Annotated in this window: 15 protein-coding genes; 1 reads left to right on the top strand and 14 read right to left on the bottom strand. The window is 30.0% G+C overall.

The window, feature by feature from the left end:
* Positions 1 to 358 precede the first annotated feature (358 nt).
* The 14 genes from Q0776_RS06570 to Q0776_RS06505 form a co-directional block, all read right to left on the bottom strand.
* Positions 359 to 955, bottom strand: coding sequence for an acetyltransferase (locus Q0776_RS06570; protein ID WP_298366218.1), 597 nt, complete (start codon positions 953 to 955; stop codon positions 359 to 361).
* A gap of 3 nt (positions 956 to 958) precedes the next feature.
* Positions 959 to 1564 (bottom strand): sugar transferase, encoded by a 606-nt coding sequence (locus Q0776_RS06565; protein WP_298366216.1) that lies wholly within the window; start codon positions 1562 to 1564, stop codon positions 959 to 961.
* A 742-nt stretch (positions 1565 to 2306) separates the two neighbouring features.
* Positions 2307 to 3461, bottom strand: a complete 1155-nt coding sequence (locus Q0776_RS06560) for a glycosyltransferase family 4 protein (protein WP_298366214.1) — start codon at positions 3459 to 3461, stop codon at positions 2307 to 2309.
* Between the two features lie 79 nt (positions 3462 to 3540).
* Entirely contained in the window at positions 3541 to 4914 is a 1374-nt protein-coding gene (locus Q0776_RS06555) for a phenylacetate--CoA ligase family protein (protein WP_298366212.1), read from the bottom strand.
* 6 nt (positions 4915 to 4920) lie between these two features.
* Positions 4921 to 6024 (bottom strand): glycosyltransferase family 1 protein, encoded by a 1104-nt coding sequence (locus Q0776_RS06550; protein ID WP_298366210.1) that lies wholly within the window; start codon positions 6022 to 6024, stop codon positions 4921 to 4923.
* Positions 6025 to 6028: 4 nt separating this feature from the next.
* Positions 6029 to 6931: a glycosyltransferase family 2 protein gene (locus Q0776_RS06545; protein ID WP_298366209.1), complete on the bottom strand. Its 903-nt coding sequence runs from the start codon at positions 6929 to 6931 to the stop codon at positions 6029 to 6031.
* 3 nt (positions 6932 to 6934) lie between these two features.
* A complete protein-coding gene (locus tag Q0776_RS06540; RefSeq protein WP_298366207.1) occupies positions 6935 to 7984 on the bottom strand; it encodes an EpsG family protein in 1050 nt (349 codons plus the stop codon).
* A 38-nt stretch (positions 7985 to 8022) separates the two neighbouring features.
* The gene (locus tag Q0776_RS06535) at positions 8023 to 9159 is read right to left on the bottom strand and encodes a glycosyltransferase family 4 protein (protein ID WP_298366204.1); all 1137 of its coding nucleotides are present in this window, start codon (positions 9157 to 9159) and stop codon (positions 8023 to 8025) included.
* A 3-nt stretch (positions 9160 to 9162) separates the two neighbouring features.
* Positions 9163 to 9885: a glycosyltransferase gene (locus tag Q0776_RS06530; protein WP_298366202.1), complete on the bottom strand. Its 723-nt coding sequence runs from the start codon at positions 9883 to 9885 to the stop codon at positions 9163 to 9165.
* A complete protein-coding gene (gene wecB / locus Q0776_RS06525; protein WP_298366200.1) occupies positions 9882 to 11006 on the bottom strand; it encodes a UDP-N-acetylglucosamine 2-epimerase (non-hydrolyzing) in 1125 nt (374 codons plus the stop codon). The genes Q0776_RS06530 and wecB overlap by 4 nt, the downstream gene beginning before the upstream one ends.
* Before the next feature lie 114 nt (positions 11007 to 11120).
* Positions 11121 to 12095 (bottom strand): polysaccharide pyruvyl transferase family protein, encoded by a 975-nt coding sequence (locus Q0776_RS06520; protein ID WP_298366199.1) that lies wholly within the window; start codon positions 12093 to 12095, stop codon positions 11121 to 11123.
* The gene (locus Q0776_RS06515; RefSeq protein WP_298366197.1) at positions 12092 to 13372 is read right to left on the bottom strand and encodes a hypothetical protein; all 1281 of its coding nucleotides are present in this window, start codon (positions 13370 to 13372) and stop codon (positions 12092 to 12094) included. Before Q0776_RS06515 ends, Q0776_RS06520 begins: the two co-directional genes overlap by 4 nt.
* Positions 13359 to 14876, bottom strand: coding sequence for an oligosaccharide flippase family protein (locus tag Q0776_RS06510; protein ID WP_298366195.1), 1518 nt, complete (start codon positions 14874 to 14876; stop codon positions 13359 to 13361). Before Q0776_RS06510 ends, Q0776_RS06515 begins: the two co-directional genes overlap by 14 nt.
* Before the next feature lie 68 nt (positions 14877 to 14944).
* Positions 14945 to 15952, bottom strand: coding sequence for an SDR family oxidoreductase (locus Q0776_RS06505; RefSeq protein WP_298366193.1), 1008 nt, complete (start codon positions 15950 to 15952; stop codon positions 14945 to 14947).
* A gap of 1241 nt (positions 15953 to 17193) precedes the next feature.
* On the opposite strand from Q0776_RS06505, the gene Q0776_RS06500 reads away from it, so the two are divergent.
* Complete coding sequence (locus Q0776_RS06500; protein WP_298366191.1) at positions 17194 to 17574, top strand: HU family DNA-binding protein; 381 nt, start codon at positions 17194 to 17196, stop codon at positions 17572 to 17574.
* Positions 17575 to 17675 lie beyond the last annotated feature (101 nt).

Here is a 17675-nt window from a genome sequence, read left to right as displayed (position 1 = left end):
TGAAATCGAAGATTCAGGATGACGTTGGGGTTTAGGATGACGTTGCTTCTTGTTAGTTATGCAAATGTCATACTGAGCTTGTCGAAGTATAGTCAGCAGCTACTAATACACGTCATGCCGGACTTGATTACTCACTATTATTTTTTATTTAATGTTTTTGAGTTCGTGAATCTGCGATTTCGGTATCTGTCGATTAAATGAAACAAACAAAATGCGTAGTTCAAATAATGAGATCCTGAAATCGAAGATTCAGCGGAGCTAAACAAGTTCAGGATGACGGATTGTTCAGGATGACGGTGGGGTTCAGGATGACGGTGGGTTCAGGATGTTGTAAGTATTAAAATATCGAATATGCCAATTACTTTTTAACCTCTCGTGCTGGGTTCCCTACAAACAACGTGCTATCAGGTACATCTCTAATTACAACAGTTCCTGCTCCAATGGTTACCCACTTACCAATTTTTATTCCTTGTATTACCTGCGCTCCAATACCTATATGGGTACCTTCTCCAATTTTCACATTTCCAGCCAATGAGGCATTTGGAGATATATGAACATAATCTTCCAACTGAACATCGTGCTCTACAATTGCTCCTGAGTTTATTATGCAATGCTTCCCTATTTTTGCCCCTGCATTTACAACTGCATTTGGCAATACACAAGTACCTTCGTCTATGGTGGCATATTTGGAAATAACAGCACTTTTATGAAACACCGATTTATATGTTGCTGGTATGGCTTCAACAATAGATTTTCTAATTTTATTATTTCCAACACTTACAAATAATTCCCGAACCTTACTTTTATCAAAAGTATCAAATCTATAGACCGGAATATCTAAAATTTCCTTTAGCGTTTCATTATCATCAAAAACACCTTCAATTTCAACATTCGAAGATGATTGAATGCTATCAATAATCACTTTACAATGTCCGCTTGCTCCGTATAAATACATTTCCTAATTATTTCCTTTAAATCGATTCATAGTAATAGTAGCTCCCGCATACACGCCTTCCGACTTTATTACTTTTTTAATTGTTTTAATGATAATTTGAACATCTAATTTAAAACTTAAATGCTTTACATACCATACATCATACTCAAATTTTTGCTGCCAACTAATGGCGTTTCTACCATTTACTTGTGCCCATCCTGTTATACCTGGCCTAACCAAGTGTCGTTTTTTTTGTTCAGCATTGTACAACGGTAAATATTGAGGTAACAAAGGTCTAGGCCCTATCAAACTCATATCTCCTTTTAACACGTTTAACAACTGTGGAATTTCATCTAAGGATGTTTTCCTAACAAAATGACCAATTTTGGTTAGTCTAATAGTATCATCTAATAAGTTTCCTTCGGCATCCTTTTTATCATTCATCGTTTTAAATTTAATTATTTTAAACAATTGTTCATTTTTACCAGGACGCACTTGAAAAAAGAAGGGTTTTCCTTGATTAGCAATTGCTAACAATAGGGTAATTATCAATAATACTGGCGATAAAAACAGTAACCCTAATAGAGACAATACAAAATCTAAACAACGCTTAACAATGGCTTTATACACTTTTTTTAGGGTAAATTTAAACTTTATTTCACTAGGTTGCAATTATGTTTAAAAAGTACAACTCCAAATGGCTTTAAATCCGTTAATATTCGTCATGCCTGACTTGATCCGGTATCTTTTTGTTTTGAGTTTCAATCATGAGATACTGAAATCGAAGATTCAGCGGAGCTAAACAAGTTCAGGATGACGGTGGGATTTAGGATGAGGTTGCTTCTTGTTAGTTATGCTAATGTCATACTGAGCTTGTCGAAGTATAGCCAACAGTTACTAATATGCGTCATGCCGGACTCGATTCGATATCTGCAGATTAAATGAAATAAACAAAATGCGCAGTTCAAATCATGAGATCCTGAAACAAGTTCAGGATGACGGTGGAGTTTAGGATGACGGTAGGTTCGGGATGCGGGCATTCTTTAACTCGTCATGCCTGACTTGATCCGGTATCTTTTTGTTTTGAGTTCAAATCATGAGATCCTGAAATCGAAGATTCAGCGGAGCTAAACAAGTTCAGGATGACGGTGGGGTTCAGGATGACGTTGCTTCTTGTTAGTTATGCTAATGTCATACTGAGCTTGTCGAAGTATCATTCAGCAGCTACTAATATGCGTCATGCCGGACTCGATCCGGTATCTTTTTGTTTTGAGTTTCAATCATGAGATCCTGAATCAAGTTCAGGATGACGGGATGGTTCAGGATGACGGTAGGTTCGGGATGACGGTGGAGTTTAGGATGACGTTCTATTTCATTTCTCAAAGTGCCAATTCTCCAACCTCTGATATTCTTCCAACAACGCCTCCCAAACAACCTTTTGCTCGAAACGATCTTGAATCATTTTTCTACAATGCATTTTTACCTCATTAAAACTAGCTACATCTGACACACTTTTTTCCATAGCATTTGCAATGGCCTCTGTATCTTTTACAGGAATAATCCATCCATTTTTACCTTGCTCAATAATTTCATTACAACCATTAATATTACTTACAATACTTGGCAAACCCATTGCTCCAGCTTGTAGCACTACATTGGGAAAACCTTCTCGGTAACTTGGAAAAACTAAACAATTACTAACAGCAAAATATGGGCGAACATCTGCTTGCCATCCTACAGATATAATATTCGAATTCTCTTCAATTTCTTTTATTGTTTCAGATTTCAAGGGATCTAACTCTGTTTCTAAAGGACCTACTAATAGTAGTTTGAAGTTTAGAGATTTAGTTGTTGCCTGCTGCCTGTCCATTGACGACTCATCACTCTTAACTGACAACTTATCACTCCTGTCTGACAACTCCTTAAACCCTGCTACCAATTCATTAATCCCTTTATCGCCCACCAATCTACCAACAAAAATAAAAACAAAATCATTTGCCGAAATCCCTAGTTGATTTTTTAAATTATCATTTTGTGTACTTGTAAATAATTGTGGATCGAAATGTGAGGTGTTAATACCATTGGAACTACCATTTGCCAACACTTTTAATTTATCTGTTTTAGTAAACTTATGTTTTTTAATAATGCTTTCTAAACCTTTTGAATTTGGATATACCCTAGTCGCGCAACCATAGGTTAGCTTCTCTACTGCATTTAATATGGTTCTTTTTATTCCTGTTGTTTCTAATAATGGCATTCCAGCTACGGTATGTAATCTTATAGGAACCTGCGCTAATTTCGCTGCCAACATACCAGCAATACCTGCTTTTGGGGTATGCGTATGCACTATTAAAGGTTGTTCTTTTTTAAATAATTTGTACAATTGCCAAACGGCCTTAACATCTTTAAACGGAGTAATGGCACGCGACATTTCAATTGGTACAACTCGAACACCCTCTTTTTTGCCAACCTGCATTAATATTTCACCACTAGAACTAACCGCTAACACCTCATAATTACTTTTCATAAAAGACAGTTGGCCTTCAATAAGCTTATCTAAAGAGATGGGAACTGTAGTTATTCTAATTAGGATAGGCTTTATCACTTTAAATTAAATGTTTAATATTATTTTTTACCATCCTATATTTACCACTTTTCTCTATATCAATTACTTTTACATAATTTAGGTTAATGTTCATTTTTATACCAACACGATCTCTCCAATTTTTAATAAAAATCTTTTCAATTTCTTTGGTAAATAATTGTTCATCTATAATAATTTCAATATCTAAAGTATCCAATGCATTTTGATGTACTTGAAATATTACAATGCCTTTTGTATCCTTCAGGGTATTAGAAATATTGCCTAAATTAATTTTACCAGCTTCTGGGGAATACACATAATCATCAATTCTTCCTAAAATTTTCTTTACTAATGGGTTGTTATTACCACAGGTACAATTTGCATCGCTCAGTTCAATAGAATCACCTATATCATATCTAATTAAAGGAGTACCATAGGTTGTAAAAGAAGTAACAACGAGCCTACCTTTTTTACAAGGGGCATTATTATCGTCTAAAACTTCAAAAACACCACTTTGTAATTCTAAATGAAGATTACCCTTAGTACATTCCAAAATAAATGGAGCTCCTTCAGAAGATGCGTATTGGTCATACATTTTTGATTTAAAAAACAACTCAATACAATTTCTCATTTCACTTGTAACGGTTTCTGCTGTTGGAAAAATAGCCTTCACAGTATTTTCTGGAAACGCATACTTATTTTTTAAACCAAACTTAGCTATTTCTAATATTGACGATGGAAAACCAACTAAATACTCAGGCTCAAATTTTATTAAATTTTCAATATAATAGTGTAAATATGCTTCTTTAATATGAAATGTCGAATAGTACCTTACATTATACCAATGATCTATTTTCCAGAATCTATTTTTCTTAACATCTTTTATTGTTAATAAATTCTTACCTGAAAACCAAGCTGTTTTTCTCCCTAATTTATAACCAAAACGTAATCGAAAATCATCTAACATTGCAAATCTTTCCTGCATATTTTCAAATGTGAAAAGTACTTCTAAGGATTTACCTGTTGTTCCTCCTGTTTTTGATAAAATACCATTCTTTTTTCCAACTGTATAAACTTGGTTAATATTTTTCCTAAACATTTCCTTATTAACAATAGGTAATGATTGAATATTATTTAAATCAGTAACATTTTGAATATTTGCATATAATTTTCTATAAAATAGAGATTTATCAATGGCATGTTGAACAAGTTTCCTAAATTCTTTTTGTTGAATTATCTTCAAATCAACAAATAAAAGGTTTCTATTCTGTTTAAATAATTCTAAATAATTTTTATAACATCCACCATAACGTTTTCTATAAGCCAACATATTAAAGATACTTATTAAAATATTCTGAAAAATATTAGGTAAAAAGATGTAAAATTTTTCTTTCATAAAAAGTTAAGAATTTCGCAAATAAAATTTTTGCAACTTAATTACATTTGATTTTATATCATACCCTTCATTGGCAACTATTTTATATTGGTCTTCTCTTTCAAGTTTATTTTGGTTATTGTAAATTATATTAGCCCATTGTTTGGCTGTTTTATTTAAAGAAATTTTAAAAATATTATTTGTGATAAATATTTCCTTAGGTAGGGAGTCTGACACAAATGTTTTTAAACCCGATGCCTGAGCTTCAATAGCTACAATACCAAAACCCTCAAAAAAAGAAGGGAAAATAAAAATATCTACCATCTGCAAAATATCTGATATGTCTTCGCGAGACCCCATTAATTCAACACAATCATCTAATTTTAATTTTATTATTTTACTATAAATCTCTTCACGTAACTTACCATCTCCAATTAACAACAATTTTGAGTTTGAATCAATTTTCATTATTTCACTAAAAATTTCTAATAAGAAAAAATGATTTTTCTCTAAATTAAAATTACCAATGTGACCATATACTGTTTTACTATTAATATTATAAAGACTTCTTAAATCATCTCTTCTTTTTTTATCAAATTTAAAATTATCTGTAACAATTGCATTTTTAAATAACTTAACTTTAGGTAATTGTTTTTCACTAAAAAGCCATTTAGCAGCATCTTCACTACACGCAAAAAAATGAGTTGGTTGCCTAATCAGTAATATTTTAAGCAATATTTTTAATATTCTTTTTGGACCTATAGCTGCATTACTATGACTATGGGCAATCCTACATTTTATTTTAAACCTCTTAGCTGTGTTTAAAACAAAAAAGCTATTGGAACTTATATGCGAATGAATAATACTATATTCAGTATGATTTTTAAAGAATTTATTTAATTTTATATTATATGTAATAATGTTATTTAAACTGATACTATTAAATCTATAAATTACCCCACCTAGTTTTTCAATTTCATCATCAAAATGCCCCCTAATTTTTCTATGTACAATGAAATCAAACTGGATTTTACTCCTATCTATATTCCTATAAAAATTCATTATAAAGGCCTCAATACCTCCTAAATTCATAATTGTAACTACATGTAAAACTCTAATTGGTTTAGACATAATACTATTTACTTTTAAAATTTAGCAATTTAACTTTAATCATTATATACATATAAAGTAGTAATCCAAAAGGAATAACTAACACGGTTATTAATTTACTTTCTGATTTTTTAATAAAATTACTTTTACCAATAATCAAATTACTTGAAACATAATGTATTGCATTTTTAATTAAATCTTTCAAATTATATGCATATTTCATACGTATATTTCTTGAAAAAGCAAACCCTTTTGGATTATTTATATATTGTTTTAACATATTCAAACTTGAACCATCCTCTAAATATTCTACCACACACAAGGGTTCTGGAATACATACTAATTCATATTTTTGATCGATCATTAAATATAAAATCCCCAGTGGCACAAAACGCTCTCCTTTGAAAATGGGATATTTAGGAAATTTATTTACAACTTCTGTTCTAAATACCAATTTTTTATCTCCAGGTATTTGGTGCTTTTTGTACAAATCTGTTAAAGTGGTTTGTTTTATTGTTTTCGGGATTGCTTTACCAATTGGTGTAGCATCTTTAAAAATATCATAACCAATTAAACCTGCAATTGCCTCTTTATTTTGGATACTTTCCCATGTATTTTCTATCAATTCAATGGCATTATCTGGCATAAAATCGTCGGAATCGATACACACATTTAATTCGGTTTTTATTAAACTGTAAGCTGTATTATGCGCTCCATGCATCCCTTGATTTTCTTGGAAGATATACTGAATTTCTACTTTATCTTCTTTTATCCAAGATGCTACCAATTCTTCGGTGTTATCTATAGATCCATCATCAATTATTAACCAATAAAAATTTGTTGATGTTTGTTGTACCAAACTATCGTACAATTGATGTAAACAATATGCTCTATTATAGGTAGGTGTAAAAACAGTTACTAATTTCATAAACTAGGTAATTAAAAACATAAAATAGGTAAATCCAAAATAAACTAACAGTGTATATGCCAACACTTTTTGTTGCTTCTTAAAAAATTGTTCTTTAAAAAAAGGATAAAATATAATAACCGCCATTAAAAACCAAGACAAATAAGCAAACCTGTTTGAAAAAGTAGCTCTAATCATTAAAATCCAAAAAGCATTGGTAGTAACATAAATATTAAATAATTGAATATATATAGCGTCTTTAAATTTTCTTTTAATAATAAAATAGTATCCCGAAAATACAGCTGCCATACTATACAAAAGAAAATCCCATCGGAAACCCGTAGAAGAGAATTGTTCTTCAAATCCTTCCATATTTATATAGCCTATTCTATCCCCTCCTATTCCAAGTGATAAAAACAGCGTTTCAAAAACTCCCCCAAAAGCTAAGGATACAGGAATGCACAATCCCCAACCCAATAAATAATATTTAGGATTTTTATAAAAAATTGATAAAACAAAAGCAGATATTGGTATTAACATGCTACCATGTACTCCATAAGCTATTATCATTAATCCGTATTTTAAAAAGTTATTTTTATTATATGAGAGTGCTAAAATAAAAAGTGAAGATGCAACACCGTTTCTAATTCCATTGGTACCATATGCCCAAAAAGAAAAAGAGGCTATTAACATTAAAAATAAAAAGTAGCGATCTTTAGCTAACCATTTTTTCGCAGCCATATACAACGGTAAAATGTACAATGTAGCACAAACCAAAAAGAACATTTTAGCTGACATAATACCACTGGAAAATTTCATGAATACTTGCCATAAAATATCATTTAAACGTCTAATTTCTAAACCTGAAGCATATTGTTTAAAATAATTATTATATGTACCCATATCACCAAAGTAACGACCACTAATAGGTCTCAAGCCTATATATAAAGTAACCACTATCAATAAAAATAAAGATGCAAATTCCTTTTTGCTAGGATAATAAATCACATATCCTTTGGTAAATAGCTGTAATGCTGCTAAAACAACCACCACCAATACTGTATTATAAAACATTGGAGTGTAATAAGGTAAGGGCAAGATTGCATTAATTATCACTTGTAATATGACTTTAAATTTGATTTAATCAAAAGATCCCATTGTTTCATTATTTTTTCGGCATTAAATCTTTTTACATTAATTAGGGCTCTTTCTGACATTTTATCTCTTAATTCTTTATCATTCATTAAGCAAATGATTTTACTTGCAAGTTGGTTTATGTTATATGGATCTATTAAAAAACCATCCTCCATATCAGTTATAATATTTCTTGCACCTGTAGGACTATCAAAAGAAATAACAGGTAACTTATTTGAAAATGCTTCTAGAAGCACCATAGGGAAAGTTTCGAATCTTGAACTCATTACATAAAAAGATGATTCCATTAGCTTCTCATTTACGTTATTAATTGCTAACCTTAAGTTAATAGGGTTATTAAATTCTATCTTTTTAATTTTTTTATTTAAAATTTCAAAATCATCACCATCCCCATATATATTTAACTCCCAATCTATAACTTCTTTATCAACAATCTCCCATGCATCTATCAACATATCAAATCCTTTCTGATTACATAATCTCCCTAAAGATATAACACTCTTCTTTTTTTTAATAGATTTATTCGACAAGTTGGCATCAAAAAAATTTGGAATTACTACAGCATTTTTTAGATTATAATAGTTATACTCCTCTTCATTTAGAAATATAATTTTAGTATATAAAGTTTCAATTAATGAATTAATATAACCAATTGCTTTTGTTTTTGTTTTTTGAAAAAACGAACATGTTTCTAACTTTAGTTTTGTTGCATAATATGATGTATGATATTCGTTAAAAATTGCAATATCTTTAGATAAAAATGGAGTAATTATTCTTACGAATGATTTAGAAATCACAAATATTGCATCTGGTTTTAAACTTGTTAATTCTCTTTTGAGTTTTAATATATGAATAGGTAATTTTAAAAAATTAGTAGGACCAAAAAAACTTAAACCTTCAACGTAATTAATCTCTAGATCAATAAGTTTTGCAGCCTTGTTTAATTTATAAAAAGGTGAATGTCCCTTTTGATTTGTTGTTATTAAAGTAACGTCATAATTAAAAACTTCAATCCAATAATTCATTTTTTGAATTAATATTTTCTCAGCACCTCCAGCTAAATAAATTTGATCAGTTAAATAAAGTATCTTCATAATTTATTTTTTAATAAAATCAATTATTTTTTGAACCCTTTTATATCCAAAAATATTCATAGCTTTCATCTTAATAATATTTTTCCATTTCTTTCTAAATGGAATCCATGATTTTGCAAAATGATGAATACAATAAGAATTCTCTGTCAGTTCAATATTTCCTGTCTTGTAACTCTTTGGGCAAAAATAATCATTAGGATAAAAAGTTACATAGTTTTCAATTTCTTGAAAGGTATTGTTCATTTTAAAGCCTTTCTTTTTCATTAACTGTGTAATTATATACGTATTTGAAGTAGTATCCAACTCTCCATTTTCCCTTATAAATGAACGATTATTATAATAAGCTAACATTTCAGTTGCCCAGGCGCTTCCTTTTTCACTTGCCATGATACCAGTAGGTACAAAATCATCATTTTCAAAACCCGAAAAAGCAGTTTTATTTAAAAAATCATCTAACGAACGTAGTACTTCAACATCCGTATCCATGTATATACCTCCTTCTTCTTTTAATGCATGTAATCTACAAACATCTGAAATAAATGCGAATTTTTTATGTTCCAATGCTTCCATTGCAAATGGATATTGTTCTACGTTGAAATTATCTTCATTCCATTCTTTTATTTCGTATTCTGGCAAGTATTTTTTCCAAGAAGCAATGCATTTTAAAGCCAAAGGAGGTAACGGGTTACCACCAAACCAACAATAGTGAATTATTTTAGGGATCATCCTAGTTTTTGTTTTATAAATTCAACAATTTTTTTAGTTGCTTGTCCATCTCCATAAGGATTGTGTGCTTTTGTCATTTTTTCATACAAGGCGGTTTTTTCTAATAACTCTTTTGTATTTTGAGTAATAGCTTGAAAATTCGTCCCTACTAATTTAACGGTACCCGTAGTTACAGCTTCGGGGCGTTCTGTAGTATCTCTCATAACCAACACAGGCTTCCCTAATGATGGTGCTTCTTCTTGTACCCCACCTGAATCGGTTATAATTAAATACGCTTGCATCATCATCCAAACAAATGATGGGTAATCTAAGGGCGTTATTAAATGAATATTTGAATATCCCGACAATAACTCAATTACAGGTTTCTGTACATTTGGATTTAAATGAACAGGATACACAATTTCTACGGATGTGTCTTTTGCAATTTGTTTTAATGCTTTACAAATATTTAAAAACCCTTCTCCAAAGTTTTCTCGTCTATGACCAGTTACTAAAATTATTTTTTTAGTAAAATCTAAAGTTGCTTCTAAATCAACAATTGTTTCATTTTTATAATTGTTTTTCAATTTATCTACTGCCCAATATAATGAATCTATTACAGTATTTCCAGTAACCTTAATATCAGATTCCAACACGTTTTCTCCAATCAAATTATTTCTTGAAATTATAGTTGGCGCAAAATGATAATCGGAAATACGACCTGTTATTTGCCTATTTAATTCTTCAGGAAAAGGAGAAGTTTTGTCAAAAGTTCTTAAACCAGCCTCTACATGTCCAACTTTAACACCTTTATTAAAGGCAGCCCAAGCGCATACGCTAGAAGTAGTTGTATCGCCATGTACTAGCACCAAATCCGGATGAAAATCGCTTAATACTGCATCCATCTTTATAAAAATCCTACCACTTAGCTCATTTAGAGATTGATTTGCTTTCATAATATCTAAATCAAAATCAGGAGTTATTTCAAAAAATTCTAACACTTGATCTAACATTTCTCTATGTTGCGCCGTAACACATACTTTTATTAAATAAGTAGCATCCTTCTTCAATTCATGTATTAAGGAACACATTTTTATGGCTTCTGGTCTTGTACCAAAACAAATCAGTATTTTTTTTGACATAATTATTTTAATTTTTGAGTTGTAGAGTATGAATATAAATAAGTCAAATAGCAAGTCTTAAATGAAAATAAACACCCAAAACCATTTATTATTTTATAATATTTAATAGTTTTATTAAGTTTCTAAAACAAAATTATTACACTTGTTTTTTAATAATTCTGCTAATAAATGATGTTTTTCTAAATTTTTAACAATCGTATTCTCATCAATTTTTCCTTTCAATTTAAAATTAGCTTTCCATTCTCCCGTTTTACCATAAATATCTATTCTATTAAACAAATCTAAAATACCTTCAAATCTACACGAATCCACAAAATTATCAAATCCGTTAATAAAAATTACAGGAGTTCCCAGTGCTAAACAAGGTAAAGCACAATGAATTCTGGATGTAATTACTAATTTAGCCCTGGCATATTTATTTAGTAATTCTTCTGCCATTTCAAATTTTTCTTCAGTTGTATATTGACCAGAAGATGGCTCTTGCTCAATGTAAATTGCTTGTTTAATTAGATTCGCATCAAGAATTTTTTTTAAATGTTTCTTTCTCTTGCCAATATCAAATATAGTTCTTCTTTGAATACTCCTTAAAAATCTTTTATAATCATATGTGACTTTTTTATAAGTTGTATATCCATACAATGGGTCAACAATATAAATATCATCCGTCCTTTCAATGTCTTCTACCTTATATGAATTTAAAGTTAAGGTTAAACAACCAGTAAAATAAGCTTCAATACCTTTTTCTTGTAGTATTTCAACAGTGAATTGATCTCTACACCCAATAGGTTCATGTTTTTTCAAATAGTTAACACCTTCTTTCGTTAACATATGTGGTGCTGCAGTATTGTTCATGTGAAAAGAAACAAACAAAGGGATGATGTCATCTGAAGGTATCCAATCATGAATATTATGTGTAAACCAACCATTCATAATTAGCTTAATTTTATCGCCCTTATAATTTGCTAATTTTTCTCTACTTAGATATTTATCAACTTTTGGTATAAATTGCTTAGCTGCCAAACTTTGAATATTATCCCCTACATTAAAGAATTTTTTATTTTCTTCGTATTTTAATAATCCATAAATCATAAATTTCTTTGTCTTATTTTTAAATATAATTTAAATAAATTAGGAAATGTATTTTGAATTTTAAACTTTAACATCCTAATTTTTGATTTCTTCTTTAATCCATTTTTAAGATTCTTATTAATTAAATATTGGAGTTCTAATATTTTATTATATTCAACTTCTTCATCTTTAAACACAAAAAACTTCTTTACTTGTATTATTTTCTCATGTATTTCCCACCAAAAATATTGAACTCCTTTAGATGAAAAACCTGCACTAAACCCTAATAAAATATCATCATAAACATTTTGATTAATATCAAAACCATACTTATTTGGATCATCATTATTCAAAATGATTGCAATTATAGTTCTATAACATTTTTCACATTTTGAACAATTTACACTTCTATTTAATATTGAATAACAAACTCTAAGATTAATATACTTATCTAGTTCTCGAGTAGATTTTACAATTAAGTCAATTTTAGACTGCCGTTTTAAATCATATCCATCATGATTAATATTGGTACACCCCCACTTAATACTATTATCTAAAGATGGCGTAGACCCCCAAGAAATATCAATATTATCAGTATAAGAAGAGGCAATATAATTTATTTTATAATTGTTTACCACAGAAATTGGTGCTATTAACCCATTTAATGCTAACCCATGTTGTACTTTCCCCCACCATCCTAAATCTGGCAATAATAAATCCACTTTATGTGAATAAAAATCTCTTAAATTGGATTTAATATAATGCTTTATATTTTTCTTTAAAAGCTCCTCATTTTCATTAAGCTGAACTACTCTATTCCATTGTTTTACATCTTCTATCTCTACATCTGCACCGTGAACAGTAATTAAATCTGGATTTTCTTTATAATGCCTAAAATAAGTCGCGTACGCATCTACCCCTCCACTAAATAGCATGGCTGATTCTGTTGCAACATAATTGTTTTTAACCAACTTTTTAGCTTGTATTTTACTACAACTAAAATCTATGTTAGGGTAATCATTACTAAATTCATTTTTAATAATTTCTAATGCTTCAATAAAATCTTTATCCACCTCATTTAATTCAATAGAAAAACCCGCAAACCAAGCTATTGGAGCTATATTTGCTAAAAAAGGAATTATAGCTATACTCTCAGAAATTTCAGAAACATCAATATCATAATGACAATAAAATGATTCTTTTGAATTAAAATATTTTGAAATCCCTTTACTATATCTATACAAATAGTTGATTTTCTTTCCTGAATCACTATATTTTACTTTATCAATCTTTAACATTATTATTATTTAAAACTGGAATAATATTTCTAATCATTTCTTTCTCACTATTATTCACTCCAAAGAAATAAATAACTAACCCATAAGCTATCATAAAAAAAATTATTTTAACCCCTAGATTTAACCAATTTGACCCTGGAAGCATGTTTATAAAATATCCCAAAATCAAAACTACTAAAAATGAAGGTAATATTCTTGCTGCTACATTTTTAAAGAAAACCAACATTTCTAATTTAAGAATTTTCCAATAATAAAAATTCATAATAACAATACTAATCATCCAACCAGTAGCCGTTCCAACAACCATTCCCTTTATACCTTTACTCGATATTAAAAATGCGCCAAACAAAGTCCCTAAACTTATAAAAACTATATAAATTATCGCTTTAAATCTAAATAAAGATTTTGCCTCCAAAATTAAATTTGCAAAAGCTTGAAGAAGTGGAATTGTATAAGCGATCATAATAGTCAAAGCAACAAACCAAGCTTCTATATAATTAACACCTACCCATAAAAGTATAAATTGTTTTCCAAATAAAATAAAACCTCCCAATATCATCAATAACACCATTAACGAAATTCTCCCAATTTTAACCATCACTAATGTCAATTCAATTCCTGTTGCCTTTTCAACTGTCATTTTTGTGGCCCGTGGTAGAAACACTCCAGATATAGCCGTTGAAAAAGCGCCATAATAGGTTCCTAACATTATTCCTACAGTATATATTGCAACTATGGTAGTATTGGTTAAAGTACCTAGTATAATTTGACCGGCCTTCCATTGAAATTGACCAACTAAAGCAAAAACAAAAACCCAAACTGAATATGAAAATATTTCTTTTACCAACGGTGTTTTAAACTCATATAATTTAAACGTTACATTTAATTTTTTTAAAACATAATAGCCATTAAATGCAATAACTAATAAATTCATAATTGTATCTAACAAAACTAAACCAATAGCATCACCTCCAGCCAATAACAAACCTACTACCATAAAAGAACGAACAATGTAACGCACAATATTAATAGTTCTTGGGAAAACAAAATGTTCGTAACCAGAACAAATAGCCGTAAAAGCACCTCCAGGTAAGGTTATTGCTAAGTTAAATATTAGAATCATAAACATCACCTTTGCCTTGGCTAGTTCACCTGTGGTTAAAGAGGTAGAAAAAACGGTATCTAAATTAAAATAAAGTACAATTCCTATAATTGCTATTACAATTGATATTGCAGCATATATTAACATAGTAATTGCCAAAAAATTTTCTTCTCCCTTTTTATCTTTTTCAGCACGATATTTTGCTACAAATCGAACAATGGTATTGTTTAGTCCAAAATCTAACACACTGATATACCCTACAAATGCACCAATTAATGTATATAGCCCATATTCAGCATCTCCCAAACTCTTTATTATAAAAGGTGTTAAAACCAAGCCAACAATATTGGTTAGAAAAATAGTTATATATGAAAGTATTGCTCCTTTTTTAAGCTGACTCAAAATAAATGGTTTTTTGATTATTAAATTAGCATATTTTTTATCTAAAAACTACTCAAACTAAATTTCTATTATTGATTAGCTTTGATTACTCTCAAATGTTCCCAATACCAAGCAACCGCTTCTTCCAACCCTTTTTCGATGCAATAATGGGGAGTATACCCTAACAAGCTTTTTGCTTTTTCTATAGAAGCCAATGAATGTGGTATATCTCCTACTCTATTAGGTCCATATTCAATTGCAACATCAGCAATCTTGGAATCAAATTTAGCCAACTCATTTTGTAAAGCTAACACCAATTGATTTAAGGTGGTTCTTTCCCCAAAAGCAACATTATACACTTGGTTTAATGCATTGGAATTCTCTGTACTTATAGCTAACAAATTCATTTGAACCACATTATCTATATAGGTGAAATCTCTTGAATATTCACCATCACCATTTATTTTGGGAGATTCGTGATTCATAAATTGCATTACAAACTTCGGAATTACAGCTGCATAGGCTCCATTGGGATCCTGTTTTCTTCCAAACACATTAAAATAACGCAATCCTATTGTATCTAATCCGTAAGTGGTATGAAAAATATCTGCATATAATTCATTTACATACTTGGTAATTGCATAAGGAGATAATGGTTTTCCTATAATTTCTTCTTTTTTAGGCAGTCCTTTGGAATCGCCATAGGTAGAAGAACTCGCCGCATACACAAAGCGTTTAACTTTTGCATCACGGGCAGCTGTTAACATATTTAAAAACCCTGAAACATTTACATCGTTGGTGGTTATAGGATCTTCAATTGAGCGAGGTACCGAACCTAAAGCCGCTTCGTGCAACACAAAATCAACACCATTACAAGCTTTATGGCAATCATCAATATTTCTAATATCACCAACTACCAATTTAAAATTTGAATTACTAAGTAGATGTTGAATATTTTCAGATTTACCAGTTGCAAAATTATCTAAACAAACTACTGTATTGTCTAATGCCAACAATGCTTCACACAAGTTAGAACCTATAAAACCTGCTCCACCTGTTACAAGGATTTTATGATTTTTAATATAATTGTTTTTCATTCTTTAAATTAAGTGAGACAGAACGTCTATTCGTTTGCAATTTTTTTTACGCAAATATAAGTCTTCTTTTCATTTAAGTCTTTTAATTTGTAAATAATTCAACGTGATTATTTTAGATAATATTTAAACACCAAGAACATAACGATCTGTTTTTCTTAATATTACATGATACAATAAAATGAGTCTATAACCATCACCCAGAATTTTTTTCAAGGTCTCATGATACTAAATACATATTGCCCTTGAAACTCATTTTGATGAGATGCTGAAATAAATTCAGCATGACGAATGTGAACAGCAACGTCATCCCAAATGCTCTGCTGAGCGTAGCCGAAGTATTGATTCGGGATCTCATGATATAGAACTATGCATTAGGTTCCTAACTCTTAATCGAAAGATGCTGAAATAAATTCAGCATGACGAAAAAGAAGAAACATCATCCCGAACTCGTTTAGCTCCGCTGAATCTTCGATTTCGGGATCTCATGACGCAGAACTCCAAAACCTTCCGTCATCCTGAACTTGATTCAGGATCTCATGAAATAAAACTCCAATTCAAAAGATGCTGAACTAAATTCAGCATGACGGTTGGAAGACGCACGTCATCCCGAATGCTCTGCTGAGCGTAGCCGAAGTATTGATTCAGGATCTCATGACATAGAACCATACCTGCTATTTTCCATCCAAAATTTTAATTAAAAAATTGTCCTACTTTGGTGGATTTATTTATGCACTTTTCAACAATAAAATGTAGATAACTAACTTTCATTATAAGTCATATAATTATATAATTCTTCTTAATTTAGCATCGTAGAATTACAGCAATAAGGTTGTAATGAGTTGACCTCGGGAATAGTAGCTAGCCTATTTCCTTAATAGCACAGAATAATAAAACGTGCTATAGAACCAAAAAAGTCCTAAAGCAGCAACTTTAGAACTTTGTGTTTTGGTAATGCTAAAAGAAGCATTATTTGTTTTTTCAATACTACAAATTTAATACACTTCTTTTAGCTTACCTAATTTTTTAACAAAAATCAATAAATGGTATAATATACTGTTTATTAGCAAGTAAGCTTATGTTCTAATATGAAACCACACATTGTATAATACCATACAATTGAATACCATTAAAAACGTAATGAATTCACTTCAAGCAGAAGGTGTGCTTAAGAAAACGTACATAATTAGGAGGTGTCAGTATAACTGCCTCTACAAAAGTTATACAGTATAAATTTATTATATATGATAAATTATAAATTAAAAGAGCAAGTTGATCCAAGAGATGTTACGGCTCCAAAAACTTTTTTACCTGTAAAACAAAAACAAGAAACATTAACATTACGTGATTTTGCTCGTAGAATTAGCAGAGAAAGTACTGTTAGTAGTATGGATGCTATGGCCGTTTTAGAAGGTTTATTGCAAATAATACCTGATGAAATTGCAAATGGTAAAATTATTAAATTAGGTGATTTTGGAACTTTTAGAAGTACTATTTCTAGTGAACCTGCTATTACAAAAGAAGAATTTCATGTTTCTAAAATAAAAGGTTTAAATGTGCGATTTAGACCTGCAAAAGAGTTTACCAAACAAATTTCAAATATTGATTTTCAAATGGTTTCTTAGTAGTAACAATTAATTTTTAATTTTATAAAGAGGTGTCTAAATGGGCGCCTCTTTTTTTGTTTGATTATTAAAAAAAGGTACACAAGAAATATTAAAAGGTG

Origin of the sequence: uncultured Lutibacter sp., from assembly GCF_947495725.1 — a bacterium.
Classification (GTDB): Bacteria; Bacteroidota; Bacteroidia; order Flavobacteriales; family Flavobacteriaceae; genus Lutibacter.
This window is presented reverse-complemented; position numbering and strand designations above follow the sequence as displayed.

Coding starts and splice junctions, on each gene's coding strand:
- Q0776_RS06570 (WP_298366218.1), bottom strand. CDS start 955: ATGTATTTATACGGAGCAAGCGGACATTGTAAAGTGATTATTGATAGC.
- Q0776_RS06545 (WP_298366209.1), bottom strand. CDS start 6,931: ATGAAATTAGTAACTGTTTTTACACCTACCTATAATAGAGCATATTGT.
- Q0776_RS06505 (WP_298366193.1), bottom strand. CDS start 15,952: ATGAAAAACAATTATATTAAAAATCATAAAATCCTTGTAACAGGTGGA.
- Q0776_RS06515 (WP_298366197.1), bottom strand. CDS start 13,372: ATGTTAAAGATTGATAAAGTAAAATATAGTGATTCAGGAAAGAAAATC.
- Q0776_RS06555 (WP_298366212.1), bottom strand. CDS start 4,914: ATGAAAGAAAAATTTTACATCTTTTTACCTAATATTTTTCAGAATATT.
- Q0776_RS06520 (WP_298366199.1), bottom strand. CDS start 12,095: ATGATTTATGGATTATTAAAATACGAAGAAAATAAAAAATTCTTTAAT.
- Q0776_RS06550 (WP_298366210.1), bottom strand. CDS start 6,024: ATGTCTAAACCAATTAGAGTTTTACATGTAGTTACAATTATGAATTTA.
- Q0776_RS06535 (WP_298366204.1), bottom strand. CDS start 9,159: ATGAAGATACTTTATTTAACTGATCAAATTTATTTAGCTGGAGGTGCT.
- Q0776_RS06500 (WP_298366191.1), top strand. CDS start 17,194: ATGATAAATTATAAATTAAAAGAGCAAGTTGATCCAAGAGATGTTACG.
- wecB (WP_298366200.1), bottom strand. CDS start 11,006: ATGTCAAAAAAAATACTGATTTGTTTTGGTACAAGACCAGAAGCCATA.
- Q0776_RS06540 (WP_298366207.1), bottom strand. CDS start 7,984: ATGTTTTATAATACAGTATTGGTGGTGGTTGTTTTAGCAGCATTACAG.
- Q0776_RS06530 (WP_298366202.1), bottom strand. CDS start 9,885: ATGATCCCTAAAATAATTCACTATTGTTGGTTTGGTGGTAACCCGTTA.
- Q0776_RS06560 (WP_298366214.1), bottom strand. CDS start 3,461: ATGAAAAGTAATTATGAGGTGTTAGCGGTTAGTTCTAGTGGTGAAATA.